We start from the raw sequence: 26,969 nt of genomic DNA, 5'->3' as shown, positions 1-26,969 counted from the left end.
TCCAATGTCTTATTCGATCCAGCTGTATACCTTGCGGGACGCTCTCCAGGAGGACCTGCCGGGCACCATAAGGAAGGTCGCCGAGATCGGCTTTACGCAGGTGGAGCCGTACAACTTCGTGGCCACGGCCAAGGAACTGGGTGCGGCGTTGAAGGAGAACGGCCTGACCGCTCCGTCCGGGCATGCCCCGTTGTTGTCCCAGGACCAGGATGAGATCTTCGCCGCAGCCAAGGAATTGGGCATCACCACGGTGATCGACCCCTTCCTTCCCACGGAGCACTGGCAGACCGCCGAGGACATCCAGGCCACGGCCGCCGAGCTCAACGCAGCCGCTAAGAAGGGCGCCGAATACGGCATCCGTGTGGGGTACCACAACCATGCCTGGGAGCTGGAGTCCACCATCGAAGGCAAGACCGCCCTGGAATACCTCGAGGGTTTGCTGGACCCGGAACTGGTCCTGGAAGTCGACACGTACTGGGTTGCCGTCGGCGGCCAGGACCCCGTGGAACTTCTGGCCCGCCTCGGTGACCGTGTGAAACTCATCCACATCAAGGACGGACCAGGCAACACTGACACCAAGGCCCAGCAGCCCGCCGGCCAAGGCACCATCCCGGTCCTGGAAGTCATCGCCGCAGCCAAGTCCCTGGAAGTTGGCGTGGTTGAATTCGACGACTACTCCGGTGACATCTTCGAAGGCATCACCCAGAGCCTGGCCTACCTGACCGCCGCAGCCAGCGCCAACGCAGCAAGCGCAGAAGGAGTGCAGGCATGAGCTTCACCCCTTCCACCCGCAAAGGCCCCGTGGGCGTCGCCGTCATCGGTGCCGGCAATATCAGCAAGCAATACCTGGACAACCTCACGGTCTTTCCCGACCTGAAAGTCCTGGTCATCGCGGACCTCTTCGTCGAAACCGCGGAAGCACGGGCCAAGGAATACGGGATCGCCGAATTCGGCACGCCCGAGCTGGCACTGAACCATCCCGACGTCGAACTCATCATCAACCTCACCATCCCGGCAGCGCACGTCGAAGTCGCCACCGCGGCAGTCAACGCCGGGAAGCATGTCTGGACCGAGAAGCCTTTCTCCCTGGACCGCGAATCCGGGCTCGGCCTGCTCAAGGCAGCCGATGCCGCCGGTATCCGCCTTGGCACGGCCCCGGACACTTTCCTCGGAGCGGGCCTGCAGACCGCCCGCCGGATCATCGAACGGGGCGACATCGGCACCCCGCTGACCGGAATGACCACCTTCCAAACCCCCGGCCCCGAATCCTGGCACCCGAACCCCGCCTTCCTGTTCCAGCACGGAGCCGGTCCGCTGTTCGACATGGGCCCTTACTACCTCACCGCCCTGATCCAAACATTCGGCTCGGTCCGCAAGGTGGCCGCCGTCGGCTCCTCCGCCAAAGCCACCCGCATCATCGGCTCCGGACCCAAAGCGGGCGAGGAATTCGCCGTCGAGGTTCCCACCCACGTCTCCGCGATGGCACAGTTCGAAGGCGGCCAGTCCTCCCACAGCGTCTTCTCCTTCGAATCCCCCCGCCAACGCATGGGATTCGTGGAAATCACCGGCTCCGAAGCCACCCTGTCCCTCCCGGACCCGAACTACTTCGACGGCGATCTGAAGCTTTGGCGGCCCGGTGCCGACGAACCCGAAATCATCTCCGCCACGGGTCCGGCGAACGGCCGTGGTATGGGAGCCTTGGACATGGCCCGCGCCATCCGAACCGGCGCCCCGCACCGGGCCACCGGTGAACTCGCCTACCACGTCCTGGACACCATGGTCTCCATCACCGAATCCGTCGAGTCCGGCACCTTCGTGGACGTCACCAGCAACGCCCCCGTCTCCGCTGCCCTCCCCGAAGACTGGGCACCCGAAACAGCAACCCTTTAAGAACGGGCGACGAATATCATGACTATCCCTACCCCCTCCCCGCTGGGCGTTGCGGTCATCGGCTACGCCTTCATGGGCAAGGCACACTCAAACGCGTGGCGGAACGTAGCCAGCTTTTTCGACGTTCCGGCCTTCGAGCAGAAAGTGCTCGTGGGCCGGGACGCCACCCAGGTGGCCGAAGCTGCTGCCAAGTACGGCTGGGCCGAGTCCGCCACTGACTGGCGTTCCGTCATTGAACGGGACGACATTCACATCGTGGACATCTGCGCACCGGGCTGGATGCACGCCGAAATCGCGACTGCCGCCCTGGAAGCGGGCAAGCACGTCCTGGTGGAGAAGCCGCTCGCCAACACTCTCGGCGAGGCTGAGTCCATGGTCGCCGCTGCCGCTTCAGCCCGGACCCGTGGCGTGCAGTCGATGATCGGCTTCAACTACCGCAGGGTCCCCGCATTGGCACTGGCACGCGAACTCATCGCTGAAGGCCGCCTCGGCACCGTCCGGCACATCCGCGCCGCGTACTTGCAGGACTGGTTGACCGACGCCGAGTCCCCCATGACCTGGCGCCTCCGCAAGGAGACGGCCGGCTCGGGCGCACTGGGCGACATCGCCTCGCACGCCATCGACCAGATCCTGTACCTCCTGGACGATGCCGTCACCGAGGTCTCCGGCCGACTTCAGACCTTCGTCGATCAGCGCCCCGGCGCAGAAGGACTGGAGGATGTCACGGTCGACGACGCCGCCTGGGTTAACCTGTCGCTCGTATCCGGAGCAATCGCCTCGGTGGAAGCCTCCCGCGTGGCTACGGGCCAGAAGAATTCCCTCAGGCTCGAGATCTACGGTTCGCTCGGTTCGCTGACGTTCGACCTGGAGAACCTCAACGAACTCAAATTCATGGACACCACAGTGCCAGTTCGTGAACAGGGATTCCGGAGGATCCTGGTCAACGAACCCGAGCACCCGTACCTCGGAGCGTGGTGGCCGCAGGGTCACATCATTGGCTGGGAGCACACTTTCACCCACCAGATCCGGGACTTCCTGACCGCAATCGCGGCCGGTGAGGCACCGTCGCCGTCGTTCGAAGAGGGCCTGAACGTCCAGCACATCCTGGCGGCCGTGGAAGAATCCGCGGCAGCCAAGGGTTCACTCATCCAGCTCAACGCATCCGTTACTGAAGGAGCCTGACATGCCCCGCCCGTACACTTTGTTCACCGGCCAATGGGCCGACCTCCCCTTCGAGGAAGTCGCCAAGCTCGCCTCGGGCTGGGGCTATGACGGCCTGGAAATCGCCGTCTCCGGAGACCACCTGGACGCCTGGCGCTGGGACGAACCCGGCTACGTCGACTCCAAACTCGCCGTGCTGGAGAAGTACAACCTGAAGGTCTGGGCCATCTCCAACCACCTCAAAGGCCAGGCCGTCTGTGATGACCCCATCGACTTCCGCCATGAGGCGATCGTTGGGTCCAGAGTCTGGGGCGACGGCGACCCCGAAGGCGTCCGCCAACGCGCCGCCGAGGAAATGAAGCACACCGCCAGGCTGGCCAAGGCGTTGGGTGTGGACACCGTGGTGGGGTTCACCGGCTCCTCCATCTGGCAGTACGTCGCGATGTTCCCGCCCGTCCCGGAGAAGGTCATCGAGGCCGGCTACCAGGACTTCGCCGACCGCTGGAACCCCATCCTGGACGTCTTCGACGAAAACGGTGTCCGCTTCGCCCACGAAGTCCACCCCTCCGAGATCGCCTACGACTACTGGACCACCGTCCGGACCCTCGAAGCGATCGGCCACCGGCCAGCGTTCGGCCTGAACTGGGACCCGTCGCACTTCATGTGGCAGGGCATCGACCCCGTGTCCTTCATCTGGGACTTCAAAGACCGGATCTACCACGTGGACTGCAAGGACACCAAGCTCCGCCCCACCGGCCGGAACACCGTCATGGGCTCCCACCTGCCCTGGGGCGACCCGCGCCGCGGCTGGGATTTCGTCTCCGCCGGACGCGGCGACGTGCCCTGGGAATCTTCCTTCCGAGCCCTCACCGCCATCGGCTACAACGGACCCATCTCCGTGGAATGGGAAGACGCCGGCATGGACCGCCTCCACGGCGCCCCCGAAGCCCTCGCCGCCTTGAAGAAATTCGACTTCCCGGCGTCGCAAACCTCCTTCGACGCCGCGTTCAGCAGCAAGGACTAGGAAAGGACCGGCGTGATCCGCCCGACCTGAACAATGACCATAGCGTCCGACGGCGGCGCTACCGCACGCGTGTTTCGACCGAGGACTGGACCACTTCCCTGCATGCATGGCCACTTTTCGGCGGCCAAGGTACCCTCAACGTCAACAACTGGTCGCCGGACTCCGGGCTCTTGGCGTTTGTGGCGTACCCGCGCGGTGACTGGTTTCAAGATCCAACAAAGGACTAAGCACGTGACGCTAAGCAATGGCACCTCCGACGGAACGATCCGCTGGGGAATCCTCGGCACAGGATTTATCGCCGGGCTCCAAACGCAGGACCTAAAGGAGAACGGCTTCGCAGTGCAGGCCGTCGGCTCGCGCTCCTTGGAATCGAGCAAGGCGTTCGCAGAACAGTACGGCGTTGCCACGGCGCATGGCAGCTATGAGGATTTGGTGGCCGACCCTTTGGTTGATGTGGTCTACATCGCCACGCCCCACCCCTTCCATCACGCCAACGCGCTGCTGGCGTTGAACGCGGGCAAGCACGTGCTGGTGGAGAAAGCGTTCACCATGAACGCCCGCGAGGCACAGGACATCGTTGACCTGGCAGAGTCCAAGGGGCTTGTGGCCTTGGAGGCCATGTGGACGCGGTTCCTGCCGCACATGATCCGTCTCCGGGACGTTATTGCCGCCGGCGCTATTGGCGATGTCCGGAAGGTGGTGGCCACACATAACCAGAGCCTTCCCAAGGATCCTGCCCACCGGCTCAACGATCCCGCACTCGGTGGCGGAGCGCTGCTGGACTTGGGCATTTACCCGATCTCCTTTGCTTTCGACATCCTGGGTACGCCTGCGTCGATCAAGGCCAGTGCCTCCATGTCGGCTACCGGGGTAGACCGCCAAACGGCGGCTATCTTCGAATACGCCCACGGTGCCCAGGCGATTGTGGATTGCGAACTCGACGCCGCCAGCGCCAACCGTGCCATGGTCATCGGGACCGAAGGGTGGATCGACATCGAACACACCTGGTACAACCCGGTTCCGTTCACGGTTCATGCCGTGGATGGCACTGTTGTGGAGCGCTACGACCAGCCCGTGAACAGCCGGGGCATGCAGTACCAGGCCGCTGAACTCGAACGCCTGATCCGCGCCGGCGAAACTGCGGGGATCATCCTGCCGCCGGCCGAGACGGTGGCCATCATGGCGGCTATGGATGAGATTCGGAAGCAAATCGGCCTTCGCTACGAATCTGACGCTGTCCTGGAAGGAACCCAAGAATGAGTGATTCACCGCGCCTTGCCGAACTCCGTCAGCAGGAAGAAGAACTGGTCTTTTCAAGTTTCGACAACCACGATGCCTGGCGGCTCGGCTCGCTGATCGCCAACCACGCCATTGCATCGGAGTTCGGCGTGGCGATAGATATCCGGCGGCACAACATTGTCCTCTTCCGCTGCGTCCTCCCCGGTTCCACCGCCGACCAGGAAGAGTGGATCCGCCGCAAGTCGGCAGCCGTGCTGCGGTTCGAGCACAGCACGGCGTTGTTGGGCGAAAAGTTTGCCGAACGCAACCCCCTTGGCGGCGGGTGGCTGGCTCCGGAGGACTACACGCTCGACGGCGGTTCGTTCCCCATCCGGGTCCGCGGCGCCGGCGTGATCGGCGCGATCACGGTGTCCGGCTTGTCGTCTGACGAGGACCACCAGATGGTGGTGGACGGAATCCGCAACTATCTGAAACCGGTGGGGGTTTAGGGACTGGACAGGGGGAGGGTCTCAGGTGGTAGGCCTACGTCAGTTTCACCTCTTTTACCAGTTTCACCTACTTTCACCCGCAGGTTCCAAGCAGTGGCCAAGGCATTAATTCCCAGCTCCCAGCTACCTCGCGCCCATCACAAAAGGTAACCTCCCGCCGTCGTCGTCCGTACCGGCACTTAGTCTGGGCAGTAGCCGCCCCGCCAAACGCGAAGGAATGCCATGCCCAGCCCTGAAAGTCCCCTCCGCAAGCTCGGATTCCTGACCATCGGGCTGTTCGACCCCGCTGATCCAGCTGCCGGCCACCGGTCGACGTTGGAGATCATCGAGCTCGGCGAGCAGTTGGGATTCGACAGCGCCTGGTTGCGCCACCGTCACCTGCAGTTCGGCATCTCCTCCCCTGTCGCGGTGATGGCCGCCGCCAGCCAGCGAACGTCCAGGATTGAGCTCGGCACCGCAGTGACCCCACTGGGTTGGGAGAATCCTCTGCGACTGGCGGAGGACCTGGCCACGGTGGATCTGCTTGCTGGGGGACGGATCAATCCGGGCCTGAGCGTGGGCGAACCGATGCACTACGACACCGTGAAACATGAGCTCTATCCGGAATCTTCAGACACAGAGGACTTCTCATACGCCCGCGTAGATCGGCTTGCCCGCCTGGTCGCAGGCGAAAAAGTGAGGGACTTCTCCGGCAAGCAGGGCGTTGTGGAGGAATTCTCCAACCGGGTGGAGCCGCACTCCCCCGGACTGCGCAGCCGTCTTTGGTACGGGGCGGGAAGCATGAAGTCGGCCGTTTGGGCAGGGACAAACGGCTTCAACCTACTGTCCAGCAGTGTTATTTTTCCCGACAAGGATCAGGAACCGGACTTCGCCAAGGTACAGCAAGCGCAGATTCGGGCCTACCGCGACGCCGCCCACGCGTCCGGAAATACCGCCAGGGCGTCGCAGGGCTTAGTGGTGATCCCCACTGACTCCGCTTCCAGCGCCCAGAAGGAGAAGTACCAGCGGTACGTCGATGAACGGTTTCCCCGCACAGAGGCTCCGCAGGGGCCCAAGGGCATGATGTTCGCGAAGGATCTGATCGGCACCAGCGACGAAATCGCCGAGCAACTTTACGCCCATGCGGGCTTCCAGGAAGTGGACGAGGTGGCGTTCGCATTGCCCTTCAGCTTCGACCACGATGACTACGTGCAGCTCCTCACCGACATCGCGGCAAAACTGGGCCCGGCTTTGGGGTGGAAACCGACTGCATGAGATGAGTCGCTCAGTTCCTTCGGCGAAAGTGCCCCCGAACAAGTTTCCCTGCACGCATATGCTCGGGCACCCATACATCACCGTGCGATTTCGGGGGTACCGGCGTAGACGGTCGGCCCATGTCTATCACGGCAGGGGCGGGAGCCAGGGATGCCATTCGCTTGGCATTCTCACCTTCGAAAGCCTTGATCATGTAGTCAAGAGAGTCAGGTTCAGCTCCGAGGTTGAGGGCCTCCTCCCGCCAGTGGGATACCGCGTTGGCGACCTGCTGCAGCCGTCCAATGGCTGCGTTCCTTGTCAGTCGAAAAGCATCTGCGTACTCCAGCAGGTCCCGAACGTCCCTGTCGAAGAGTCCGCCGTTTGGGGTGAGCGGCGTTTCTGATGTACCTGTCGGCACCGGGTTCACGTCGAACGACGGTGACAGGCGCCAGCGGAATGCGGCCGGTCCCCTTGGCGATAGCCTGTTGGCGCAGTTCCTCGAACAAAAGCTTCTTGCCCCAGTCATCCGGGGAGGCATCCTGGAACGCCCCGAACAGGTCGCGGCCCTGTGTTGGGCTCTGGGGGCCGCGTCGCAAGGGTAGCTCCGGGGAGACTTCGAATGTTTCTGCAGAGGACATCCAGCTGTCAGCGTAGGTGAAGGAGAGGTGCTCCCGAGAGGAAAGCCCATCCGTTTCAATGTCCATCACGCCGGCCAGGGTCTCGTTAACGAGCACCTCCACGCGCCTGATCGTTCGGGCGGCCACTATTTCCTCCTAGGGGCGCGCTGCCTGCCGAGCAGGTGTGCCCGCGCCCTGCCAAGATCAGTATTCAGGGGATCGACAGCACTAATGAGGTCTTCAGCAATGCCCAACACTGAGGCAATCTTCATCAGGTGCTCGATCTTTCCCCCCTCACCTGTTTCCAGGCGCATGAGCGTAGGACGCGATACATCAGCACGTTCAGCGACAAGCTCCTGAGACAAGCCCAGAATGATGCGCCGACTCCGCAGGTTCTCACCCAGACGGCGCATTCCATCACTACTGTTCATGTAGCTATCTTGTGACATTATTTGAGCTAATGCAACAAAATAGCTACCTTAGGAAGTCCCGCTGGACGGCCGCGAGGCAGCGCCCGCATGAGGCGCCCAGCGAATCACCGCCCCTTCAGCACGTATCGCCGTTCAGGGCGTCCGACGCCGTACTTGAGTCTGACCTCCAGCGCCCCCTCGTCGTGGAGGTACTCAAGGTAACGCCTGGCGCTCACGCGGGAGGTACCCAACTGCTCGGCGAGCTCGGCGGCAGAGAGGTCACCCGGCGCTGTTTTCAGTGCTGATTCAACAAGTTCGAGCGTCTCCACGCTGCAGCCTTTAGGCAGGGTCCGCTCGGAAACGCCCAAGCCGAAGACGCGGTTCACGTCGGACTGCTCGGCCTCCACCTTGGAGGCGTCCAAGCCTTGGTAAGCACTGAGGTAATGCTCCAGCCTCTCCTGCAGATCGGCTTGGGAGAAGGGTTTGATGAGGTAGTGGACGATCCCGCCGCGCAAGGCCTTTCGGACGGTTTCCACCTCGCGGGCAGCGCTGATGACCAGTACATCAAGGTCCGGTGCAACATCGCGCAGCTGATGCATGAGTTCCAGCCCGTTGATGTCCGGGAGATGGATGTCCAGCAACACGAGGTCGGGCTGGAGCCTTTGCGTTTCCACCAACGCCTGAGCACCCGTATGCGCCACGCCCACCACCCCGAAGCCCGGCGTCCGTTGGATGAAACCGGCGTGGACCTTGGCCACCATGAAGTCGTCGTCGACGATCAGTACCTTGATCACTGCTGCGTTGTCCCCTTCGTGGAGTCGAGCTTGCTGGAGTCGGAGTCGGGTTTGTCCGAGGTGGAGGTTTTTTTGTTGAAGCGTGCAGTGAACACTGCCCCGTCATCATTGGACACCGTCAGGTCACCTCCGGAGCGCCGGCAGATCACCCGTGACAACGCCAATCCAAAGCCCCGCGCATCGCCCGGTCCAGGCTCTTTCGTGGAGAAGCCTTGGCGGAAAATGTCCTCCGCGGAGCCGGTAGGAACGCCGGGACCATTGTCCCGGACGGTGACTGTGACGTGGTCACCCGAGTTAACCACCAACACGTGGACCGAGGCCCCGGGAAGTCCGGTGACGGCGTCGAACGCGTTATCCACCAGGTTTCCCACCACGGTGGTGAGGTCGCGCGACAGTTCCTCATTGACGCGCGGCAGGGCGGACTTCGGATCCAGCTTCAGCTCCACGCCGCGCTCCGTTGCCAGGCTGGCCTTGGCGATCAGCAGGGCTGCGAGCGCAGGGTCCTCGATGCGGCTGGTGACGTCGTCGTTGAGCCGCGTCCGGTCCACGGTGGCTCCATTGACGAACTGCACCACGGAATCGTATTCGCCTATCTGGATCAGGCCGGAGATGACGTGGAGTTGATTGGCGAACTCGTGGGCTTGGGCCCGCAAAGTGTCGGTCACGGTCTTGGTGGCGCCGAGTTCACTCTCCAGGGAGGACAGCTCCGTCCGGTCCCTCAACGTGGTGACGGAACCGATGTCGCGTCCGTGGGAACGCAGGGCAACGCGGTTCATGACCACCAGCCTCTCCCCCACGAGGACCAATTGATCCGCGTCTGACTGTTCGCGGGTGAGGACTATTTTCAGCGCAGGGTCTACGTGGAGGGATCGCAACTTCTTACCCACACAGTCCGGCGGCAGGCCAAGCAGCTGCCTGGCGCTTTCATTGGCCACCGTGATCCGCTCGTGGGGATCCAGAGCGACCACGCCTTCCTTCAGGCCCTGCAGCATCGCTTCACGGTTCTCCACGAGACCGGTGATTTCCCGAGGTTCCATACCGAGGGTTTGCCGTTTGACGCGGCGGGACAACAGGAGGGATCCGGCGACGCCCAGGACGCTGGCGACACCGAGATAGGTGAGCAGGTTGGGAACGGCGTCGCCTAGTCGCTCAATGGTGGATGGATAGTTCCTGCTGATGGACGCAACGCCTATGACGTTTCCGGAATCGTCCAGGACGGGGACGTGGGCGGACAGCACTGCTCCGCTGCTGCCTGGCAGGACACCTGTCCAGGCGCGCCCCTCCATCACCTGGCTCTCACCCAGCGGCAGGGGTTGCCCCAACAGGCTGGGATCCGATGATGCCACTACGGTGCCGTCAAGTTTGGCGAGTGCCACATGTGATGATCCCGAAACGGTTCGCACGGATTCGGCCACGGCCGGGAGGGCTGAACCCACGCGCGGTTCGGCCTCCGGCAGCAGCGCACGGACAGTGGGGTTGCTGCCCAAGGCTTCAGCAGCCAGCAGTGCACGGCGCCCTTCATTCCGCTCGAAGGTGGCGGCGGATTGGGCCAGTGAAATGGCAACAACGGCAACAAGAACTGCCAGGACGATCAGCAACTGCAGCACAAGGTACTGCCCTGCCAGGGACATGCCTCTTCTTCGAGACAGTCGAGTGAGTCGAGTCACTGCCGGGTTCCTTTGATGGTGCCTGGGAGGGGAGGGGCTGACTACAGCTTCCCCCGTGGCGTATCGGAACTATACCCCAGTGGCACAGAAGACCCCAGCGGCACGAAAGACCAGTTCAGACCGCAGAAACCCGTGAACGCAATGAACTTAAAGATCACTGCGAACACAAGAGTGATCCCTGTCACTTACGCGCCTAGCATCAAATCAACGGGGCACAACGCTGTTCGCCCTACACCGAGTTTTCGATGATGAGAAGAGGAACACCATGCGCCAGATCCGCGCATTGCGAGTCGCCGCCGTCGCCGCCGGCATCGCCCTGATGGCCACCGGCTGCGGTGCCACAGGTAAGTCCACCGGTTCTGACAGCACCGGCGCAGCAGGACCCATCACCGGACTCCAGATCATGGTTCCAAACACTCCCGGAGGTGGCTATGACACCACCGCACGGGCAGCAGCCAAGGTACTGGACGACGAGAAGATCTCCACCAACACCGAGGTGTTCAACCTTGCCGGTGCCGGCGGAACGGTTGGCCTTGCCCGCATCGTCAATGAAAAGGGCAACGGCGACCTCACCATGCTCATGGGCCTGGGCGTTGTTGGAGCCAGCTACACCAACAAGTCCGAGTCGAAGCTGACGGAGACCACCCCGCTGGCAAAACTCATCGAGGAACCCGGCGCCATCATGGTCAGCAAGGACTCCCCGTACAAGACCATCGATGACCTGGTGACGGCGTGGAAGGCCAACCCCGGTTCCATAGCAGTTGGTGGCGGTTCTTCGCCCGGCGGCCCGGACCACCTCCTGCCCATGCAGCTGGCCGGCGCGGTGGGCATCGATGCCACCAAGGTCAACTTCGTCTCTTACGACGGCGGTGGCGACCTCCTCCCCGCCATCCTTGGCAACAAGCTGGGTTTCGCCGCTTCCGGCGCCGGCGAGTACCTGCAGCAGATCAAGTCCGGTGAGATCCGGGTCCTGGCCACCAGTGGCGAGAACCGCCTTGAAGGTGTGGACGCTCCCACGCTGAAGGAATCCAACATTGACCTCGTCTTCACCAACTGGCGCGGCATTGTTGCCCCTCCGGGCATCAGCGAGGACGACAAGAAGTCCCTGATTGGCGCCCTTGAGAAGATGCACGCCTCCACGGCCTGGAAGGAAACGCTCAAGACCCACAGCTGGACCGACGCTTTCGTTACCGGCGACGAATTCCAGACGTTCCTGACAGACCAGGACAAGCGGGTGGCGGACGTCCTGACCAAGCTCGGGTTGGCGTGAGCTCCTTAGCCACAGGCTTGAAAGGCCGCGCCGAGCTGGGGGTAGCCCTCCTGCTCGGCGTGGTCGGCGTCCTGGTCTTCCTGGACGCGAACGGCCTGGTCACCCCGTACTCGCAGTCGGACCCGGTAGGTCCCAAGACCGTCCCGTTCATTGTGTCCGGTTTGCTCATCGTCTGCGCTGTGTTGCTCGCCATCAACGTCCTCCGCGGCGGCAAAGGCGAGGCCGAGGGCGGCGAAGACGTTGACCTGGCACATCCCGCCGATTGGAAGACCGTCCTTCCGCTGGCCGGAGCGTTCATCCTGAACATCCTGCTCATCGACTGGGCCGGCTGGGTCATTTCCGGAACGGTCCTCTTCTGGGGCAGCGTGCTGGCACTCGGCAGTCGTCGCTACATTCGTGACGGGCTTATTTCCGTCGCACTGTCCTTGCTGACCTTCTACGGCTTCTACCTCGGCTTGGGCATCGCATTGCCGGCCGGGCTCCTGGAAGGAATCCTCTAATGGACGTCTGGTCCTCCCTGATGGACGGTTTTGCGACCGCCCTAACCCCCATGAACCTCTTGTTCGCCGTGATCGGCGTACTCCTGGGCACCGCCGTCGGTGTCCTTCCCGGGCTGGGCCCGGCCATGACTGTGGCGTTGCTGCTTCCGGTCACCGCCGCCCTGGAGCCCACCAGCGCCTTCATCATGTTCGCCGGCATCTACTACGGCGGCATGTTCGGCGGCTCCACCACTTCCATCCTCCTCAACACACCCGGTGAATCGTCGTCGGTGGTGACTGCCATCGAAGGCAACAAGATGGCCAAAGCCGGCAGGGCCGCACAGGCGCTTGCCACCGCGGCCATCGGCTCGTTCATCGCCGGAACCATTGGCACCGCGCTACTGGCGGTCTTCGCACCCATCGTGGTGCAGTTCGCCGTCAGCCTGGGTGCTCCCAGCTACTTTGCCATCATGGTCCTCGCACTGCTGGCGGTGACCGCCGTCCTTGGCTCGTCCAGGCTCCGCGGTTTTGCGTCACTGGCCCTTGGTTTGGCCATCGGGCTGGTAGGCATCGACTCCGTGACTGGCCAACGCCGCCTGACCTTTGGTCAGCCGTTGCTGGTGGACGGTTTGGACATCGTGGTGGTCGCCGTCGCGATCTTCGCCGTGGGTGAAGCCCTCTGGGTTGCGGCACACCTGCGTCGCACGCCGCTTCACGTCATCCCCGTGGGTCGGCCCTGGATGGGCAAGAAGGACTGGGGACGTTCCTGGAAGCCATGGCTTCGGGGCACCGCCTTTGGCTTCCCGTTCGGTGCCCTGCCCGCCGGTGGTGCCGAGATCCCCACGTTCCTCTCCTACGTCACTGAGAAACGGCTCACCAAGCACCCGGAAGAGTTCGGCAAGGGCGCTATTGAAGGCGTCGCCGGACCAGAGGCGGCCAACAATGCCGCCGCCGCCGGAACCATGACGCCACTGCTCGCACTCGGCCTCCCCACCAACGCAACAGCCGCCGTCATGCTTGCAGCCTTTACGTCCTACGGCATTCAGCCAGGCCCGCAGCTGTTCTCCAGCGAAGGACCGCTGGTGTGGGCACTCATTGCGAGCCTCTTCATCGGCAACTTCCTGCTCCTGCTCATCAACCTGCCCTTGGCACCGGTCTGGGCAAAGTTGCTGCAACTCCCCCGCCCCTACCTCTACGCGGGCATCCTGTTCTTCGCTACCTTGGGCGCCTACTCGGTCAACCTGCAGGCTTTCGATCTTGTGATCCTGTTGGTGCTCGGCGCCCTCGGATTCATGATGCGACGCTTTGGACTTCCGGTCCTGCCGCTGATCCTCGGCGTCATCCTGGGCCCGCGCATTGAGGGCCAGCTCCGCAAGACTCTGCAGCTGAGCGCGGGCGATCCCGCCGGCCTGTTCAGCGAGCCCATCGCGATTGTGGTTTACATCATCGTGGCGCTCATCCTGGCCTGGCCGCTGATCTTCAAGCTCGTCCGCCGCAACCGTCCCGTTGCAGCCACAGTGGTCCCGGGTAACTCCGGCGCCACAGTCCCGAGGGAAGCCGGCGGCGTCAGCCACGGCAGCCACCGCGCCGACGGAACGGCAGACGGCGACGGCGGAAGTGACGGATAGCCTGGCGCCTGGCACTGCCAGCCCCTTCCCCAACAACCAAGCCAACAAGGAGAAACCATGACCATCGTGGTGGGATACGTCCCCACACCAGAAGGCGAAGCGGCGTTGACGCAGGCCATCGCCGAGGCCAAGAAGAGCAATGCCACCCTGCTGGTCATCAACTCCTCCAAGGGCGACGCCCTGGTGGACAACCGGTACGCCCAGGAGCCGGACATCCAGAGCATCGAGGACCGGCTCGCTGATCAGGGCATCCAGCACATCATCAAGCAACCGGTCCGCGGCCATGACGCGGCTGCCGAAGTCCTGGACGCAGCCGACGAGAACGATGCCGATCTGATTGTCATCGGCCTTCGCCGCCGCAGCCCGGTAGGCAAGCTCATCATGGGCAGCGTCTCCCAGCGGATCCTGCTGGAGGCAGACTGCCCGGTCCTGGCGGTCAAAGCGGACTAACTTCAGAAATCACGACGGCGGCTGGTCACCTAGGTGACCGGCCGCCGTCGTGCGTTGAGCCTCCCTCGGAAAGAGCCAAGATGGCGTTGGCACCCGGATGCAGTGCTCGAAAAACCGCACCCTTTGCCGCCAAATGCACCCACGAGGACTGGAGCGTGTGGCGGGAAAGGGCGCGATACGAAGCCGAACACTGCCAAAGTTGCCAAACCGGTTTATCGCGGGCTGGAAGAAAGACTAAGCGGTGTTGAAGAAGGGTGTCAACGACAAAATCCTGGCGGGTTTTTTGGCAACGCCGGCCGGGCAAAGTGACTCTTGACACCCCTAAAGAGACAGCTCTACAGTGTTGCCAAGTCGTTTTGGCAAAACGATTCTTCACCCCAAACAGTCTTGCCATCCCGTTCGAGAGAAAGTGAGTCGACAGCGATGTCCACTCGAAACACCATCTCCAGGCTCGTCACCCTTGGCGGCATCTGCACCGCCGTCGCACTCGCGGCTACCGGATGCGGCGCAGGGGGCCCGGCACCAACGTCGGGTAGCGCCGCAGGCACCATCAACGTCCTTGTGGAAGCCGGCGGTCACGCCGAACTCACCGGCGTTGCCGAACAGTGCAAGAAGGACACCGGAATCGACGTCAACTTTGTGGAACTGCCTTACGACGGCATGTTCAACCGGCTCTCCAGTGAATTTTCTTCCGGCAACGTTTCCTTCGACGTCGCCGCCCTCGACTCCGTGTGGCTCCCGAGCTTCAAGGACGCGGTTCAGCCCATCGACGAAATCTTCACCGATGAGGCCAAGAAGGACATTTTCCCCGCACTGGTCAAGGAAGCAAACGTGGACGGCCACTTCATCGGCCTGCCGGCATGGACCAATGCCGAGATCATCCTCTACCGCAAAGACCTCTTTGAAGACGCCAAAAACAAGGCCGATTTCCAGGCAAAGTACGGCTACGAACTCGCCGCACCCACAACGTGGAAGCAGTACCAGGACATCTCGGAATTCTTCACCAAGGACGGAATGTACGGCACGGATGTGAAGGGCGCCGTGGAAACTGAATGGCTTGCCCACGTCCTGCAGGCCGGCTCCCCCATGGTCCTCGACGGCGACAACGTAGTAATCGATAACGCAGCCCATGAAGAAGCACTCGACTTCTACGTAAGCCTGACAAAGTCGGCGCCTCCGGGCGCTGCACAGGTTGACTGGGCCGCAGCGCAGAACTTGTTCAACCAGGGCAAGACCGCCATGACCCGCTTCTGGGCGCACGCTTACCGTCAGATCCCCAAGGATTCACCGGTGGCAGGCAAAGTGGGAGCCGCAGCAATGATTGGCGGCAGCGCCGGCGTCGCAGGTGTTCCGGGACCTTGGTACCTGTCTGTCCCGAAGGCCACCAAGAACGCAGACTCCGCAAAAAAGTTCATCAAGTGCGCCTACGACCATAACGGCCTGGGCATTGAATCCAGCCTTGGCCTGGCCTCCCGCATCTCCGCGTTCGAGAAGTACCAGGACCAGCCCGGATACGAGAGCTTCCAACCACTGATCGAAACCCTCAACGGCAAAGCTACAGCTACCCGCCCGGCAACGGCCAAGTGGCAGCAGATCGTTGACACCGTGCTGGTCCCGCTCCTGCAGAAGGCAGTGGCCGGCGGCGACTCCGCAACCCTCCTGGCCGAAGCCAAGAAGCAGATCCAGGACCTCCTCAAGTAAAGACTCCGCGGCCGGCACCCGGAACCATAAACCCCGTGTCGGCCGCGGCCCCAACCAGCAGAAGAGAAAATCGTGCGCATCTCCGATCGCCGCTTCGCCCTATACCTGATGACCCCGGCGGCGTTGTTCCTGGCCGTCTTCGTGGCCTACCCCCTGTTCCGCCTCATCGCTGACAGCTTCTTCAAGATCTCGCCCATCGCCGGTGGCCCGCGTGACTTCGTGGGGTTCCAGAACTACGTCACCGCATTCGCCTCCGAAGCCTTCATGGGGGCAGGGTGGCGAACCCTCGCCTACACCTTGGTGGTAGTCACCCTTGAGTTCGCCCTCGGCCTGGGAATGGCGCTCCTGTTCACCACGCTCGGGCGCAGCTCGCAGGTTTGGCGGACCGTCTTCCTGTATCCGCTGATGATCGCCCCGATTGTTGCCGGCCTGCTGTGGAAGTTCCTGATGATCGACAACTTCGGCCTCATCGGAACCCTCTTGCACCAGGCGGGTATCCTCTCCAACCCGAACCAGATCGGGTGGTTGTCAGATCCGAACATTGTGCTGTTCTCGGTGGCTATCCCGGACATCTGGCTCACCACCTCCTTCATGTGCCTCGTTCTGTTCGCCGGCCTCCAGAACATCCCCGGTGACTTGATTGAAGCTGCGCGTTTGGATGGCGCCAGGGCACCTGCCCTCCTGTTCCAGATCATCCTCCCGCTCCTCCGCCCGGTGATCGCAGTGGCGTTGGTAGTCCGCGGGATCGATGCCGCACGCGCCTTCGACACCATCCTGATCCAAACCAACGGCGGCCCACAGTCCGCATCCGAAACCATGAGCCTGCTGATCTACCGCACCATGATCCGCTTCGGCGATCCCGGCCTGGCCAGCGCCATGGGCACTATCTACCTGCTGGCGATGCTCGCCGTCGCATTCTTCGCGGTGGCCACCATCTGGCGGCCAGGAAAGGACAACTGATGAGCTCCCGGACCGCGATTTCACGGAACCGAGCCGCAACTGAGGGCGACGTGACCAGCCAAGCCGCACAGCCGACGTCGAAAGTCACCGCATCCCAGAGCCCGCGCAAGCGTCGCGGCGTCAACCGCGAAGGGCTGGAAGCCGGACGCCGAAGCACCCGGTTTATCCTGTGGATCCTGTTGGCAGTGGCCATGGTGCTGTACGGCTTCCCGTTCCTGTACCTGCTGTTTACCTCGTTCAAGACGCCGATCGACACCATCGCCGTTCCGCCCACCATTCTTCCCAGGGAATGGACGTTGGAGAACTACGCCAACGCGCTGGGCCGGAGCGGAGTGCTGGCTTCGTTCATCAACAGCGTGCAGACAGCAATTATCAGCACGCTGCTGTCACTGGTCCTGGCTATCCCGGCTGCCTACGGCATCACGCGCTACAAGACTCCCAGCGGCCGCGTGTTCATCATGGCTGCACTGGTGACGCGCATGGTCCCTCCGGTGGCCATCGGCATCCCGCTGGCCTCAATGATGTCGTCCGTAGGGCTCGCGGACACGCCCATCGCTTTGTCCATCGCCCACACCACCATCTCGTTGCCACTGTCCATTTGGCTCATGTCCAGCTTCTTCGAGGCCGTGCCCCGGGACTTGGAGGAAGCGGCAACGGTTGATGGCTGCAGCAGGCTCGGAGCGCTCTGGCGGGTTGTCATCCCTGTGGTCTCCGGAGGCATCGCAGTCACCGCGATATTCGCCTTCCTGGCCTCTTGGAACGAATTCCTGTTCGCTCTCCTCATGACCGCCATCCGCTCACAAACAACCCCTGTGGTTATCGCGAACTTCCAGACCCAGTTCGGACTGGACTGGGGATCCATGACCGCACTCGCAGCGGTCTACTCGATTCCCGTCATCCTCCTGACCCTCCTCCTGCAGCGCAAAATCGTTGCAGGCATGACGCTCGGCGCTGTTAAGGGCTAAGGAAATCTTCAATCAGAGAGAGGACCCCATGTCCAACAGCAACCACTACGATGTCACCACGTGGCCAATCGGTAACGCGTCCGAGGACGTTGGTGAAGTCATCAACAGCATCATCGCGGACATCAAGGCCCGCCAGACGGTCACGGATGAGAACGACGGCGGCAAGCCGGGAGCGGTGATTTACCTTCCGCCCGGGGACTATCACCTCCGCACGCAGGTGGTCATCGATGTCAGCTTCCTCAAGATCCAGGGCTCGGGGCACGGCTTTACGTCCTCGAGCATCCGGTTCAACGTTCCCGAGGAAGAATGGCCGGACCTCCATGAGTTGTGGCCAGGCGGAAGCCGCGTCATCGTCGACATTCCGCTCAGTGACGACTCGCCCGGCAAGGACGAGTCCAAGGGCGCCGCCTTCTACATTGAGCGGAGCGGGAGCCCCCGAATCAGCTCAGTGGAATTCTCCAACTTCTGCATCGATGGGTTGCACTTCACCCCTGATGGTTCAGGGCTGCCTGCAGAGAACAGCTACGTGAACGGCAAGACCGGCATCTATGTGGCAAGTGCCAATGACTCCTTCCGGGTAAACGCGATGGGATTCGTCTACCTCGAGAATGCGCTCACCATCTATAAGGCGGACGCCCTTTCCCTTCACGACAACTTCATTGCCGAATGCGGAAGCTGCATCGAACTCCGTGGCTGGGGCCAGGCGTCCAAGATCACCGATAATCTGATGGGGGCCGGATTCAAGGGTCGCTCGATCTACGCCCAGAACCATGGCGGGCTCCTGATCACTGCGAACAACATCTTCCCCCGCGGTGCCAGCTGCATCCATTTCGACGGTGTCACCCGTTCAAGTGTGTCCAACAACCGCCTGCACTCGTTCTATCCGGGGATGGTGGTTCTCGCAGAGAACAGCTCCGAGAACCTCGTGGCCACCAACCACTTCCTTAGGGACCACGAACCCTGGACTCCCTTCCTGGGCGTCGATAATGGGCGAGATGACCTCTACGGGTTGCTGAGCATCAGTGGCAACAACAACTCGGTGATCGGCAACCACTTCTCCGAAATAGTGGACGCAGAGAGCATTCGACCATCGGGGGCCACACCGGTGATCATCCATCTGGCAGAGGGCGCAGGCAACTTCGTCTCCAACAATCACGTGGTGGCCATGGACGTTCGCGCCGCGTCCAGTGACTCTTGCTTCTCGGCCCAAGTGGATGCGCTGTTGACCACCGGGGCTTCGGAGGGCCTTGCCGTGACGGCGGTCCTGGTTGATGCAGCCTCGGCTCGGAATACCATCCTTGATTCCGGAAATGACGCCCAGGTGATCGCAGACAGGAGCGTCAACGCTGTGAGGGCCACGCCGACCATTGGTTTCGCGGCAGAGACCGCCCAAACGAGCCAGGCAGCGGGTATTCATCGATAGCCTACTGGGACGAGTAAGCCGAACGTAGGATCAGCAACAAGCATCAACACCATGAGGACGTGGGAAAGCAATGACCAAAAGATCTGTAGGTATCAAGGACGTGGCCGCCGCGGCCGGTGTCTCTGTCACCACCGTCTCCCATGTCCTCAACGACGTTGCTTACGCCCGCGTAGGTACCGAAACCAGGGAACGCGTCCATGAAGCTGCCCAGCGTCTGGGTTACGGACCCAATCGCCTGGCCCAGGCCCTGCGCACCCAACGTTCGGGCATGATCGGTTTCATCAGCGAAGAGATTGCCACCACTCCGCACGCAGGCAGGATCATCCTCGGGGCCGAGGAAACGGCACGGGCCCGTGGGTACAACATCATGATCATCAACTCCACCAGCACCGGCTCCCAGGATTCACGCGAAAGCGACGTCGCTGACCTGCTGGATCGGCAGGTGGATGGCATCCTGTACGCCACCATGTATCACCGGAAACTGTCCGTTCCCAAGAATCTGGCCGGAGTTCCGGCGGTCCTGGTGGACTCCCAGGACATCAACCACTCCGTCTCCTCAGTCATCCCCGATGAGGCCGGCGGCGCACGGCTCGCGGTGCAAACCTTGATCGACGCCGGTCACACGCGGATCGGCATGATCAACAACACCGACGACGTCCCGGCAACCCATTCCCGGCTGAAGGCGTTCAAGGACACGCTGGCCGATGCCGGGCTGGCGTTTCATGAAGAGCTGGTCCACTCGGAACTATCCGAGGTGCCGGGCGGCTATCAAGCGGCAATGCGGGTCCTGGAGTCCCCCAACCGGCCCACGGCCATCTTCTGCTACAACGACCGCATGGCCATGGGCGCCTACAGGGCGGCCGGCGAACTTGGGCTGCGAATACCCGGGGACCTCTCACTCGTGGGGTTCGATAACCAGCAGCTCATTGCCGAAAACCTCTACCCATCGCTGACCACTGTCGCCCTTCCGCACTATGAAATGGGGGCGTGGGCTACAAAGAACCTAATCGACGCCATTGAGGGAAAAACGGACCTGCAACTGTTCACTGCCCACCCCACCGTTCTTCCCTGCCCTTTGGTCCTGCGTCATTCCGTGGCCTCCCCCAGTCCGGGACAGGCGACAGTAGCGCAGAACTGACCGCAGGCACCAACATCTGACTTCATCTGCGTCCAGACTCGGACGCCCCAAACCCACAAAGGACCATCAATGCACAGCCGCCCTGACCCCTCCTGCTCTGAAACGGATGTCTTGGTAGTCGGTGAGGCCCTCATCGACATTATTGACACCGCAGCGGGAGCCGTCGAGTTCCCCGGTGGTTCAGGTCTCAACGTTGCGTTCGGACTCGGCAGGTTGGGTGTCAGCACCTCATTTCTTACCGCACTGGGCAAGGACGAGCGTGGCACGCGAATCCAAGAGCATCTGGCGAGCGCCGGAGCTTCCATGCTGCCGGGAGCCGGGCATCTCCCCAGGACTTCCACGGCCACGGCCCTCCTGGATAGCAGCGGCTCGGCGGAATATGACTTCGACATCCGTTGGGAACTCCCGCAGCTGAGTCTCCCAATCCGCCAGAAGGTGCTGCACACGGGTTCGCTGGCTACCTTTTTGGAGCCAGGAGCAAAGCAGGTCCGCGCGTTGCTGGAGTCGTTTTCCGGCTTGATAACCTACGACCCCAACATTCGCCCGACGCTTCTGCCGGACCATGCTGCGACTCTCCGGACCTTCGAAGAATCAGCAGCCTTGTCCACCGTAGTGAAACTCAGTTCAGAAGACGCGCAGTGGCTTTACCCCCAGTGGTCCCCCACCGCCGTCGGCCACCACCTTCTTGGCCTTGGGCCGGAAGCGGCGATCATCACTGATGGCGGTTCCGGGTCCTACTTGTGGTCCAAGACCGCCCACGTCCACGTGCCGGCGCGCTCCGTGACGGTCAAAGATACCGTCGGGGCCGGCGATTCCTACATGTCCGCCTTGATTGCAGGACTGATGGAGGACCCCCAGGGCGAATTCGACGCCGCCAAGCTCACCCGCTTGGGCACGGCTGCCTCCCTCGCTGCGGCCATCACCGTGGGACGGCACGGAGCCAACCCGCCCACACGAGCCGAACTGACCGAATCCCTGGAACTGGCGCACGCTTCCCGAAAGAACCCCAATGACTGATACAACGACTCATGCTGCCGGTCCCGCCGAACACACGGTCTTCATGAGCCGGCCCGTACTTCACTACACGGCCAACAGCACATGGCTGAACGATCCCAACGGACTCGTGTTTTACCAAGGCGTTTACCACCTCTTCTACCAGAACAACCCCTTCGACAACGTCTGGGGCAACATGTCCTGGGGCCATGCAACCTCGGAGGACCTGCTTCACTGGAACGAGCATCCCGTAGCCATCGCCTGTGATGATCGGGAGGACGTGTTTTCCGGAAGCATCGTGGTGGATGAGGGCAATACGACCGGCTTTGGCACCCCGGAAAACCCGGCCCTTGTGGCCATCTACACCAGCGCTTTCAAGGAAGGTTCGGGACTCGAAGGGACTCAGGCGCAGTCTCTTGCCTTCTCAACGGACGCTGGCATGACGTGGCAGAAGTACGCCGGCAACCCGGTCCTCAACAGAGGCTCGGCGCATTTCCGCGACCCCAAGGTGTTCCGGTACGAGGATGCGTCGGCTTCATTCTGGGTGATGGTGGCGGTGGAGGCACAGCACCAGCAAGTTGTCCTGTACCGCTCGTCCGACCTCAAGGAATGGGAGTACCTGAGCACGTTCGGGCCTGCCAATGCCACGGACGGCGAGTGGGAATGTCCTGATCTCTTCCCCCTTCCCGTCGACGGAAGCCCGGACCACGTCAAGTGGGTCCTGGTAGTCAACATCAACCCCGGTGCCGTGGCGGGGGGATCGGGAGGACAGTACTTCGTGGGCCACTTCGACGGGGTTCAGTTCATCGCAGACAGCGATTCATTGGTTGAGGACGGAAATACCAACCTGAGGCAGTGCCTATGGCTCGATTGGGGGCGCGACTACTACGCAGCAGTCTCCTTCAGCAATGTTCCGGGCAACCGCCGCATCATGATTGGCTGGATGAATAACTGGGACTACGCCAATTCCCTGCCCACGTCCCCTTGGCGATCCAGCATGTCGCTGGCCCGCGAGGTTGAGCTGTCCACCATCGGCGGCCTGCCCCGCCTGGTCCAGCGCCCCGTGCTGCCGGCCGAGCTCGGGCCAAGCATCTACACCATGGAGGACCAGGAGATTCACGATTCCACGGTGGCATTGCCGCACGCAGATCCTGCTTCAGTCCTGCGGGTCGATTCTGTGCACGTGATTGATGCCGAGATCCTGCCCGGAAGTGCCGGAACAACCACGCTGAGCCTTCTCGGCGCACCGGGCGGGGACGCCGCAACGCTTCTCAGCTTCGAGGCTGCCACGAGCCAACTCACCCTGGACCGCCGCAACTCCGGCAACACCGCCTTCCACGAAAAGTTCGCATCGGCAGAGTCTGCCCCCGTGACCCTTGAGGATGGCGTGCTCAAGCTCCGTGTGATCGTCGACCACGGCTCCGTGGAGGTCTTCGCACAAGGTGGCAAGGTTGTCTTGACCGATCTGGTGTTCCCCGCATCCGGGAATGTGCGCACCCAACTCAGCGTGGAGGGTGGCATGGCCACAGTACGTAAACTCACGGTCTCGGCCGTATCCTGACTCACGTGACTGAAACCATCCGCACCGCAACAACGCACGACGCCGGGAAGCTGGCTGAGCTTGCCGCCGTCACCTTCCCGCTGGCATGCCCGCCCGGCTCCTCGCCCGCGGACATCCAGGCACACCTTGAGAAAACGTTGAGTGAGGCCAACTTCGAGGATTACCTCGCCGACGCCAACATCACAGTTCTGGCGCTCGACGACGACGGACAGCTCAACGGGTACACGATGCTGATTGCCAAGCCGGCCAGCGACCCTGACGTCGCCTCGGTGCTCTCAGCGCTCCCGTCCACGGAACTGAGCAAGTGCTACGTCCACCCCGACCACCACGGCAAGGGCGCCGCATCCCGGCTCATCCAGGCATCGTTGGCCGATGCAGCGGACAAGGGCGCAGCGGGGGTGTGGCTCGGCGTCAACAGCGAAAACGCGAAGGCCATCCGCTTCTACGAGAAGAGCGGTTTTCAGCGGGTGGGCACCAAGTCATTCAAGCTCGGGGACACCGTGGAGCACGACTTCGTCATGGAACACGAGCTCTAAGAGAGCTAGCCGAATAAATCCCCCGTCAGCGGCGGTCGAGGATCACTCCGCAGTTCCAACCCAGCCGGCAGCCCGGTCACTGTGCCGGACGAACCAGAGGCTTGGATGGTGATCCGCGAGCGCCCCAGCAACACGTTGTCTGCCCTGAACTCCCCCAGGGAGTCGGGGAGGATCGGCGCCAGGTGCAGCACGTTCCGGGTGAAGTCCGGATCGAACCTGAGCAGGATGCGAGCCAGCTGAATCGGTGCCGCAGCCGCCCATGCTTGGGGGGAACACGCCGTCGGATACGGGACCGGCTGGGAAAAGTCCGCACGATCAAAGCCGCAGAACAGCTCCGGAAGCTGACCGCCGAAGTGCTCGGCGGCGTCGAACAGTCCGCTCGCAATTCGGCTGGCCTCCTTGACGAAGCCGTACCGCATGAGTCCCGTGGCGGCGAGCGCGGTATCGTGCGGCCAGACCGAACCGTTGTGGTAGCTGACGGGGTTGTACGCCCCCATGTCCGAGGCCAGCGTACGGATGCCCCAGCCGGTGAACATCTCCGGCGACATCAGCCGCTCAGCCACCATCGGGGCCTTGTCTTCATCCACAATGCCCACCCAGAGGCAGTGCCCCATGTTCGACGCACACGAGTCCACAGCTTTCTTGTCTTTGTCCAATGCGAGCGCAAAATAGCCTTTGTCCGGGAGCCAGAACTTATCGTTGAAAGCCTCCTTCAGCGCAGCTGCCCGATCCGCGCAACGGCGTTCGACGGCGGTATCGCCCGCCGATCGCGCCAGCAGCGCGCGCCCCACGTAGGCCGCGTAGGCGTAAGCCTGGACCTCTGCCAAGGCGATGGGGGTTTCTGCCATGGTGCCGTCAGCGAAGTTGATGCCGTCCCAGGAGTCCTTCCAGCCTTGGTTCACCAGTCCATGCTCGTTGGGCCTCTGGTATTCGATGAAGCCGTCACCGTCGCGGTCTCCGTAGTCCTCCATCCACGTGATGGCGCGATCGGCGTTGGGCAGGAGGGATTCGATGATGTCCGCACTCAAACCCCATCTGCTCAGCTCGCTGAGCGTAGAGACGAACAGGGGTGTCGCGTCTGCGGTTCCGTAGTAGGCGGTCCCGCCCAGGGCGAGTCCAGCCGTGACCCCGAGCCGTACCTCGTGGGGCATGCGTCCAGGTTCTTCCTCGGAGTCGACGTCCACTTTGCTGCCTTGAAGTTCAGCGAGCGTCTGCAGCGTCCCTGCGGCCAGTCCCGGATCCACCATGAGCGACATGTAGGAGGCCAGTAGCGAGTCGCGGCCGAACAGTGCCATGAACCAGGGCGCGCCTGCGGCCACCGCTGTACGGCCGGGGTGTTGGGGGTCGAAGATGCGCAACGAGCCGAGATCGCGTTGGCTCCGTTCCAGGACTTCCTCCACATTCGCGTCTGCGACGGATATCCGCGATACGTGCTCTTCCCAGGCCGCGTGGCGCCGGACGCTGGGGGTGTGGTGCAAGGGTGTGGTCTCGGTAAAGGGATCGTGGGGCCCCTCCCCGTTGACCAGGGGGAGCGCGATGATGCTGGTGGACCATTGGCTTCGCGCCGGGATTTTGACGTGGAATCTCAGCCCCTCATCGGAGACCTTGGCGCCGGAGGCCCGGAAAGCCACTCCCCTGCGTTGGCCGCTGGAATGGAGGGAATCGATGTGCAGCTCTTTCTTGTGTACGGTCTTCACCGCGGTTCCGGCCTTGCCTGTCCGGCCACCTTTGACGTCGAAAAGGTCGGCCAGGTCTGCGTCGATCTGCAGGTCAATCCCGCACGTGGCAGTCTGTCCGGAATAGTTCCGGATGGTGATGTCATCCCTGAGCCCGGATCCCACATGCCGTTGATGCTGAACCACCAAAGGACTGTCGAACCTGCCGTCCGCAGACAACGCCCGGCCCACGAATTCCGCTTGGAAGGCCGTAGGATTGCGTGCCACCAAGGGCTCCCTGAAAGCCCCGTTGATCCGGAGTATCCAGCGCGACACGATGCGCGTGTCCTGGTAGTAGGCGCCTTGGGCCCCACCGCCGTGGATGTCACCGGTGTGACCGGAGATGCAGAAAGAGGAACCTTCGACGACGGTCACCGCGCCGAATTCCGAGGTTCCGGCTTCCGGGTCGGCGTTCCAAGCGGTCATGGCCAGCCGGCCTCCTCCACTAAGGGTTTGGTATTCCACAGCGCCGCAGAGGGCTACAGGGCCTGACTCTGATTCTCTTGCAACAAGCCATCGGCGGGAAGGCCTTTTGCCTTGAATTGTTCGATCACACGGCCATACAGTTCCAGATGGTCCGCAGCCATGCGGGCGGCTGTGAAGTTGTCCTCTACCGAGCGGCGGCACACGTCCCGGCTGATCCCCGCTACCGCGTCCATGTACCCGGCCAGGTCTTGAGTGGGGGCAAGGAACCCGTTGACTCCATGGGACAGGATTTCCGGCGCGGCCCCCATGGGCGTTGCCAGGACAGGGGTTCCTGTGGCAAGTGCTTCGATCATCACCAGTCCGAAGGGCTCGGGCCATTGGATGGGGTTGAGCAAGACGAAGGCATCACCCATCAACTCGTACTTCTCGGGGTCGGACAGCTCGCCCAGGAAGTCTTCGTTGGGACCCAGCATGGGCTCCACAATGTGGTCGAAGAATTGCACCTCATCCCGAGAGTGCATCTTAGCGGCGATGCGAAGGGGCATCCCTGCCTGCCGAGCCACCGCTATCGCTTCCAGAAGCCCCTTGTCCGGGCACATACGGCCCACAAAACAGGCGTATCCCCCGGCACCGCGGCCGACGCTCACTGCCGAGAGGTCGATCCCGTGATGGATGACTGCGGAGATCTCAAGGTCCTCCACCCGGCTGCATTGATCATGGGAGATGGCGATGATGGCGGTGTCCTGTGCCATGTCCCGGTACAGCGGCGCGTAGCTGGGCGACAAAGGTCCGTGAATGGTGGTGACTACAGGGATGCCCGGTGGTCTGTGCGCATAGAGCGGGCCGGCCAGGGTGTGGTCATGGATGATGTCCACGTCCCGCAACTCCGCGTAGGCCTTGATGACGTGCCCCAACTCGCTGAAACTCAGGCCCAGGTCCTCCGGAACGGCTGGACCAAAGCCCGGGATTTGGGGCACAGGGCAAGTACTGTCCGCTGCCGTTGCCAGCAGGACTTCGTGGCCGGCATCGGACAAGGCCCGCGCCAACGCATCCACCACACGCTCTGTTCCGCCGTATTTTTCGGGCGGTACGGTAAACCAAGGTCCAACTATGAGTCCGATGCGCACGAGATCTTCTCTGTGTAGACCCCCAACCCATAGGCTGTCTGCATAACCTGCTTCCAACATATTCTTGAGCGGCC

The 26,969-nt window shown here is 62.5% G+C and carries 25 protein-coding genes; 19 read left to right on the top strand and 6 right to left on the bottom strand.

What is annotated here, in order from left to right; translation table 11 throughout:
- Positions 1-4 precede the first annotated feature (4 nt).
- The 7 genes from KCX59_RS03815 to KCX59_RS03785 all read left to right on the top strand — a co-directional run bounded on the left by KCX59_RS03815 (position 5) and on the right by KCX59_RS03785 (position 7,056).
- Positions 5-772 carry a sugar phosphate isomerase/epimerase family protein gene (locus KCX59_RS03815; protein ID WP_179018796.1) on the top strand — a complete coding sequence of 256 codons (768 nt, stop codon included), beginning with the start codon at positions 5-7 and terminating at the stop codon, positions 770-772.
- Positions 769-1,890: a Gfo/Idh/MocA family protein gene (locus KCX59_RS03810; RefSeq protein WP_179018798.1), complete on the top strand. Its 1,122-nt coding sequence runs from the start codon at positions 769-771 to the stop codon at positions 1,888-1,890. Before KCX59_RS03815 ends, KCX59_RS03810 begins: the two co-directional genes overlap by 4 nt.
- An 18-nt stretch (positions 1,891-1,908) precedes the next feature.
- Positions 1,909-3,072, top strand: a complete 1,164-nt coding sequence (locus KCX59_RS03805; protein ID WP_179018800.1) for a Gfo/Idh/MocA family protein — start codon at positions 1,909-1,911, stop codon at positions 3,070-3,072.
- A 1-nt stretch (position 3,073) separates the two neighbouring features.
- The gene (locus KCX59_RS03800) at positions 3,074-4,075 is read left to right on the top strand and encodes a sugar phosphate isomerase/epimerase family protein (protein ID WP_179018802.1); all 1,002 of its coding nucleotides are present in this window, start codon (positions 3,074-3,076) and stop codon (positions 4,073-4,075) included.
- Between the two features lie 231 nt (positions 4,076-4,306).
- Complete coding sequence (locus tag KCX59_RS03795; protein WP_179018804.1) at positions 4,307-5,335, top strand: Gfo/Idh/MocA family protein; 1,029 nt, start codon at positions 4,307-4,309, stop codon at positions 5,333-5,335.
- The gene (locus KCX59_RS03790; RefSeq protein WP_179018806.1) at positions 5,332-5,802 is read left to right on the top strand and encodes a heme-degrading domain-containing protein; all 471 of its coding nucleotides are present in this window, start codon (positions 5,332-5,334) and stop codon (positions 5,800-5,802) included. Before KCX59_RS03795 ends, KCX59_RS03790 begins: the two co-directional genes overlap by 4 nt.
- Before the next feature lie 222 nt (positions 5,803-6,024).
- Positions 6,025-7,056: an LLM class flavin-dependent oxidoreductase gene (locus KCX59_RS03785; RefSeq protein WP_179018808.1), complete on the top strand. Its 1,032-nt coding sequence runs from the start codon at positions 6,025-6,027 to the stop codon at positions 7,054-7,056.
- Between the two features lie 212 nt (positions 7,057-7,268).
- Here the strand turns inward: KCX59_RS03785 and KCX59_RS03780 are convergent, their stop codons facing one another.
- The 4 genes from KCX59_RS03780 to KCX59_RS03765 all read right to left on the bottom strand — a co-directional run bounded on the left by KCX59_RS03780 (position 7,269) and on the right by KCX59_RS03765 (position 10,487).
- Complete coding sequence (locus KCX59_RS03780) at positions 7,269-7,799, bottom strand: HipA N-terminal domain-containing protein (RefSeq protein ID WP_179018810.1); 531 nt, start codon at positions 7,797-7,799, stop codon at positions 7,269-7,271.
- Complete coding sequence (locus KCX59_RS03775) at positions 7,799-8,083, bottom strand: helix-turn-helix transcriptional regulator (protein ID WP_178993308.1); 285 nt, start codon at positions 8,081-8,083, stop codon at positions 7,799-7,801. The genes KCX59_RS03780 and KCX59_RS03775 overlap by 1 nt, the downstream gene beginning before the upstream one ends.
- A gap of 104 nt (positions 8,084-8,187) precedes the next feature.
- A complete protein-coding gene (locus KCX59_RS03770) occupies positions 8,188-8,856 on the bottom strand; it encodes a response regulator (protein WP_091465257.1) in 669 nt (222 codons plus the stop codon).
- Positions 8,853-10,487: a sensor histidine kinase gene (locus KCX59_RS03765; protein WP_179018812.1), complete on the bottom strand. Its 1,635-nt coding sequence runs from the start codon at positions 10,485-10,487 to the stop codon at positions 8,853-8,855. The genes KCX59_RS03770 and KCX59_RS03765 overlap by 4 nt, the downstream gene beginning before the upstream one ends.
- A gap of 301 nt (positions 10,488-10,788) precedes the next feature.
- Here KCX59_RS03765 and KCX59_RS03760 point away from each other — a divergent pair, with 301 nt between their 5' ends.
- The 12 genes from KCX59_RS03760 to KCX59_RS03705 all read left to right on the top strand — a co-directional run bounded on the left by KCX59_RS03760 (position 10,789) and on the right by KCX59_RS03705 (position 23,627).
- Positions 10,789-11,793, top strand: a complete 1,005-nt coding sequence (locus tag KCX59_RS03760; protein ID WP_178993305.1) for a Bug family tripartite tricarboxylate transporter substrate binding protein — start codon at positions 10,789-10,791, stop codon at positions 11,791-11,793.
- Positions 11,790-12,293 (top strand): tripartite tricarboxylate transporter TctB family protein, encoded by a 504-nt coding sequence (locus tag KCX59_RS03755; protein ID WP_178993304.1) that lies wholly within the window; start codon positions 11,790-11,792, stop codon positions 12,291-12,293. Before KCX59_RS03760 ends, KCX59_RS03755 begins: the two co-directional genes overlap by 4 nt.
- Positions 12,293-13,900, top strand: a complete 1,608-nt coding sequence (locus KCX59_RS03750) for a tripartite tricarboxylate transporter permease (RefSeq protein WP_179018814.1) — start codon at positions 12,293-12,295, stop codon at positions 13,898-13,900. The genes KCX59_RS03755 and KCX59_RS03750 overlap by 1 nt, the downstream gene beginning before the upstream one ends.
- A 57-nt stretch (positions 13,901-13,957) precedes the next feature.
- Positions 13,958-14,350: a universal stress protein gene (locus KCX59_RS03745; RefSeq protein ID WP_091465250.1), complete on the top strand. Its 393-nt coding sequence runs from the start codon at positions 13,958-13,960 to the stop codon at positions 14,348-14,350.
- A 423-nt stretch (positions 14,351-14,773) separates the two neighbouring features.
- Positions 14,774-16,051, top strand: coding sequence for an ABC transporter substrate-binding protein (locus KCX59_RS03740; protein ID WP_179018816.1), 1,278 nt, complete (start codon positions 14,774-14,776; stop codon positions 16,049-16,051).
- A 72-nt stretch (positions 16,052-16,123) separates the two neighbouring features.
- Positions 16,124-17,011: a carbohydrate ABC transporter permease gene (locus KCX59_RS03735; protein ID WP_091465247.1), complete on the top strand. Its 888-nt coding sequence runs from the start codon at positions 16,124-16,126 to the stop codon at positions 17,009-17,011.
- The gene (locus tag KCX59_RS03730) at positions 17,011-17,976 is read left to right on the top strand and encodes a carbohydrate ABC transporter permease (protein ID WP_179018818.1); all 966 of its coding nucleotides are present in this window, start codon (positions 17,011-17,013) and stop codon (positions 17,974-17,976) included. The genes KCX59_RS03735 and KCX59_RS03730 overlap by 1 nt, the downstream gene beginning before the upstream one ends.
- Before the next feature lie 28 nt (positions 17,977-18,004).
- On the top strand, positions 18,005-19,399 hold the full coding sequence (locus KCX59_RS03725) for a NosD domain-containing protein (protein ID WP_179018820.1): 1,395 nt from the start codon (positions 18,005-18,007) through the stop codon (positions 19,397-19,399).
- 70 nt (positions 19,400-19,469) lie between these two features.
- The gene (locus tag KCX59_RS03720) at positions 19,470-20,537 is read left to right on the top strand and encodes a LacI family DNA-binding transcriptional regulator (protein WP_178993298.1); all 1,068 of its coding nucleotides are present in this window, start codon (positions 19,470-19,472) and stop codon (positions 20,535-20,537) included.
- A gap of 69 nt (positions 20,538-20,606) precedes the next feature.
- Positions 20,607-21,554, top strand: a complete 948-nt coding sequence (locus KCX59_RS03715) for a carbohydrate kinase family protein (RefSeq protein WP_179018822.1) — start codon at positions 20,607-20,609, stop codon at positions 21,552-21,554.
- Positions 21,547-23,091 (top strand): glycoside hydrolase family 32 protein, encoded by a 1,545-nt coding sequence (locus tag KCX59_RS03710; protein ID WP_179018824.1) that lies wholly within the window; start codon positions 21,547-21,549, stop codon positions 23,089-23,091. Before KCX59_RS03715 ends, KCX59_RS03710 begins: the two co-directional genes overlap by 8 nt.
- A 5-nt stretch (positions 23,092-23,096) precedes the next feature.
- Entirely contained in the window at positions 23,097-23,627 is a 531-nt protein-coding gene (locus tag KCX59_RS03705; protein WP_179018826.1) for a GNAT family N-acetyltransferase, read from the top strand.
- A gap of 5 nt (positions 23,628-23,632) precedes the next feature.
- Here KCX59_RS03705 and KCX59_RS03700 read toward each other — a convergent pair whose 3' ends face one another.
- Together KCX59_RS03700 and KCX59_RS03695 are read right to left on the bottom strand one after the other, a co-directional pair.
- Entirely contained in the window at positions 23,633-25,768 is a 2,136-nt protein-coding gene (locus KCX59_RS03700; protein ID WP_179018828.1) for an amylo-alpha-1,6-glucosidase, read from the bottom strand.
- 53 nt (positions 25,769-25,821) lie between these two features.
- A complete protein-coding gene (locus KCX59_RS03695; RefSeq protein WP_179018830.1) occupies positions 25,822-26,895 on the bottom strand; it encodes a glycosyltransferase family 4 protein in 1,074 nt (357 codons plus the stop codon).
- Between the last annotated feature and the right edge of the window lie 74 nt (positions 26,896-26,969).

The sequence above is a fragment of the Paenarthrobacter nitroguajacolicus genome, assembly GCF_051027655.1.
Classification (GTDB): Bacteria; Actinomycetota; Actinomycetes; order Actinomycetales; family Micrococcaceae; genus Arthrobacter; species Arthrobacter nitroguajacolicus.
Note: the sequence above shows the minus strand (reverse complement) of the source record. Positions and strands in the feature narration are given on the sequence as shown.

What these genes read in the sequence shown, in the direction of transcription:
- KCX59_RS03745 (WP_091465250.1), top strand. Translation starts at nt 13,958, where the DNA reads ATGACCATCGTGGTGGGATACGTCCCCACACCAGAAGGCGAAGCGGCG.
- KCX59_RS03785 (WP_179018808.1), top strand. Translation starts at nt 6,025, where the DNA reads ATGCCCAGCCCTGAAAGTCCCCTCCGCAAGCTCGGATTCCTGACCATC.
- KCX59_RS03765 (WP_179018812.1), bottom strand. Translation starts at nt 10,487, where the DNA reads ATGTCCCTGGCAGGGCAGTACCTTGTGCTGCAGTTGCTGATCGTCCTG.
- KCX59_RS03720 (WP_178993298.1), top strand. Translation starts at nt 19,470, where the DNA reads ATGACCAAAAGATCTGTAGGTATCAAGGACGTGGCCGCCGCGGCCGGT.
- KCX59_RS03715 (WP_179018822.1), top strand. Translation starts at nt 20,607, where the DNA reads ATGCACAGCCGCCCTGACCCCTCCTGCTCTGAAACGGATGTCTTGGTA.
- KCX59_RS03750 (WP_179018814.1), top strand. Translation starts at nt 12,293, where the DNA reads ATGGACGTCTGGTCCTCCCTGATGGACGGTTTTGCGACCGCCCTAACC.
- KCX59_RS03740 (WP_179018816.1), top strand. Translation starts at nt 14,774, where the DNA reads ATGTCCACTCGAAACACCATCTCCAGGCTCGTCACCCTTGGCGGCATC.
- KCX59_RS03730 (WP_179018818.1), top strand. Translation starts at nt 17,011, where the DNA reads ATGAGCTCCCGGACCGCGATTTCACGGAACCGAGCCGCAACTGAGGGC.
- KCX59_RS03710 (WP_179018824.1), top strand. Translation starts at nt 21,547, where the DNA reads ATGACTGATACAACGACTCATGCTGCCGGTCCCGCCGAACACACGGTC.
- KCX59_RS03725 (WP_179018820.1), top strand. Translation starts at nt 18,005, where the DNA reads ATGTCCAACAGCAACCACTACGATGTCACCACGTGGCCAATCGGTAAC.
- KCX59_RS03775 (WP_178993308.1), bottom strand. Translation starts at nt 8,083, where the DNA reads ATGAACAGTAGTGATGGAATGCGCCGTCTGGGTGAGAACCTGCGGAGT.
- KCX59_RS03790 (WP_179018806.1), top strand. Translation starts at nt 5,332, where the DNA reads ATGAGTGATTCACCGCGCCTTGCCGAACTCCGTCAGCAGGAAGAAGAA.
- KCX59_RS03805 (WP_179018800.1), top strand. Translation starts at nt 1,909, where the DNA reads ATGACTATCCCTACCCCCTCCCCGCTGGGCGTTGCGGTCATCGGCTAC.
- KCX59_RS03700 (WP_179018828.1), bottom strand. Translation starts at nt 25,768, where the DNA reads ATGACCGCTTGGAACGCCGACCCGGAAGCCGGAACCTCGGAATTCGGC.
- KCX59_RS03800 (WP_179018802.1), top strand. Translation starts at nt 3,074, where the DNA reads ATGCCCCGCCCGTACACTTTGTTCACCGGCCAATGGGCCGACCTCCCC.
- KCX59_RS03810 (WP_179018798.1), top strand. Translation starts at nt 769, where the DNA reads ATGAGCTTCACCCCTTCCACCCGCAAAGGCCCCGTGGGCGTCGCCGTC.
- KCX59_RS03760 (WP_178993305.1), top strand. Translation starts at nt 10,789, where the DNA reads ATGCGCCAGATCCGCGCATTGCGAGTCGCCGCCGTCGCCGCCGGCATC.
- KCX59_RS03815 (WP_179018796.1), top strand. Translation starts at nt 5, where the DNA reads ATGTCTTATTCGATCCAGCTGTATACCTTGCGGGACGCTCTCCAGGAG.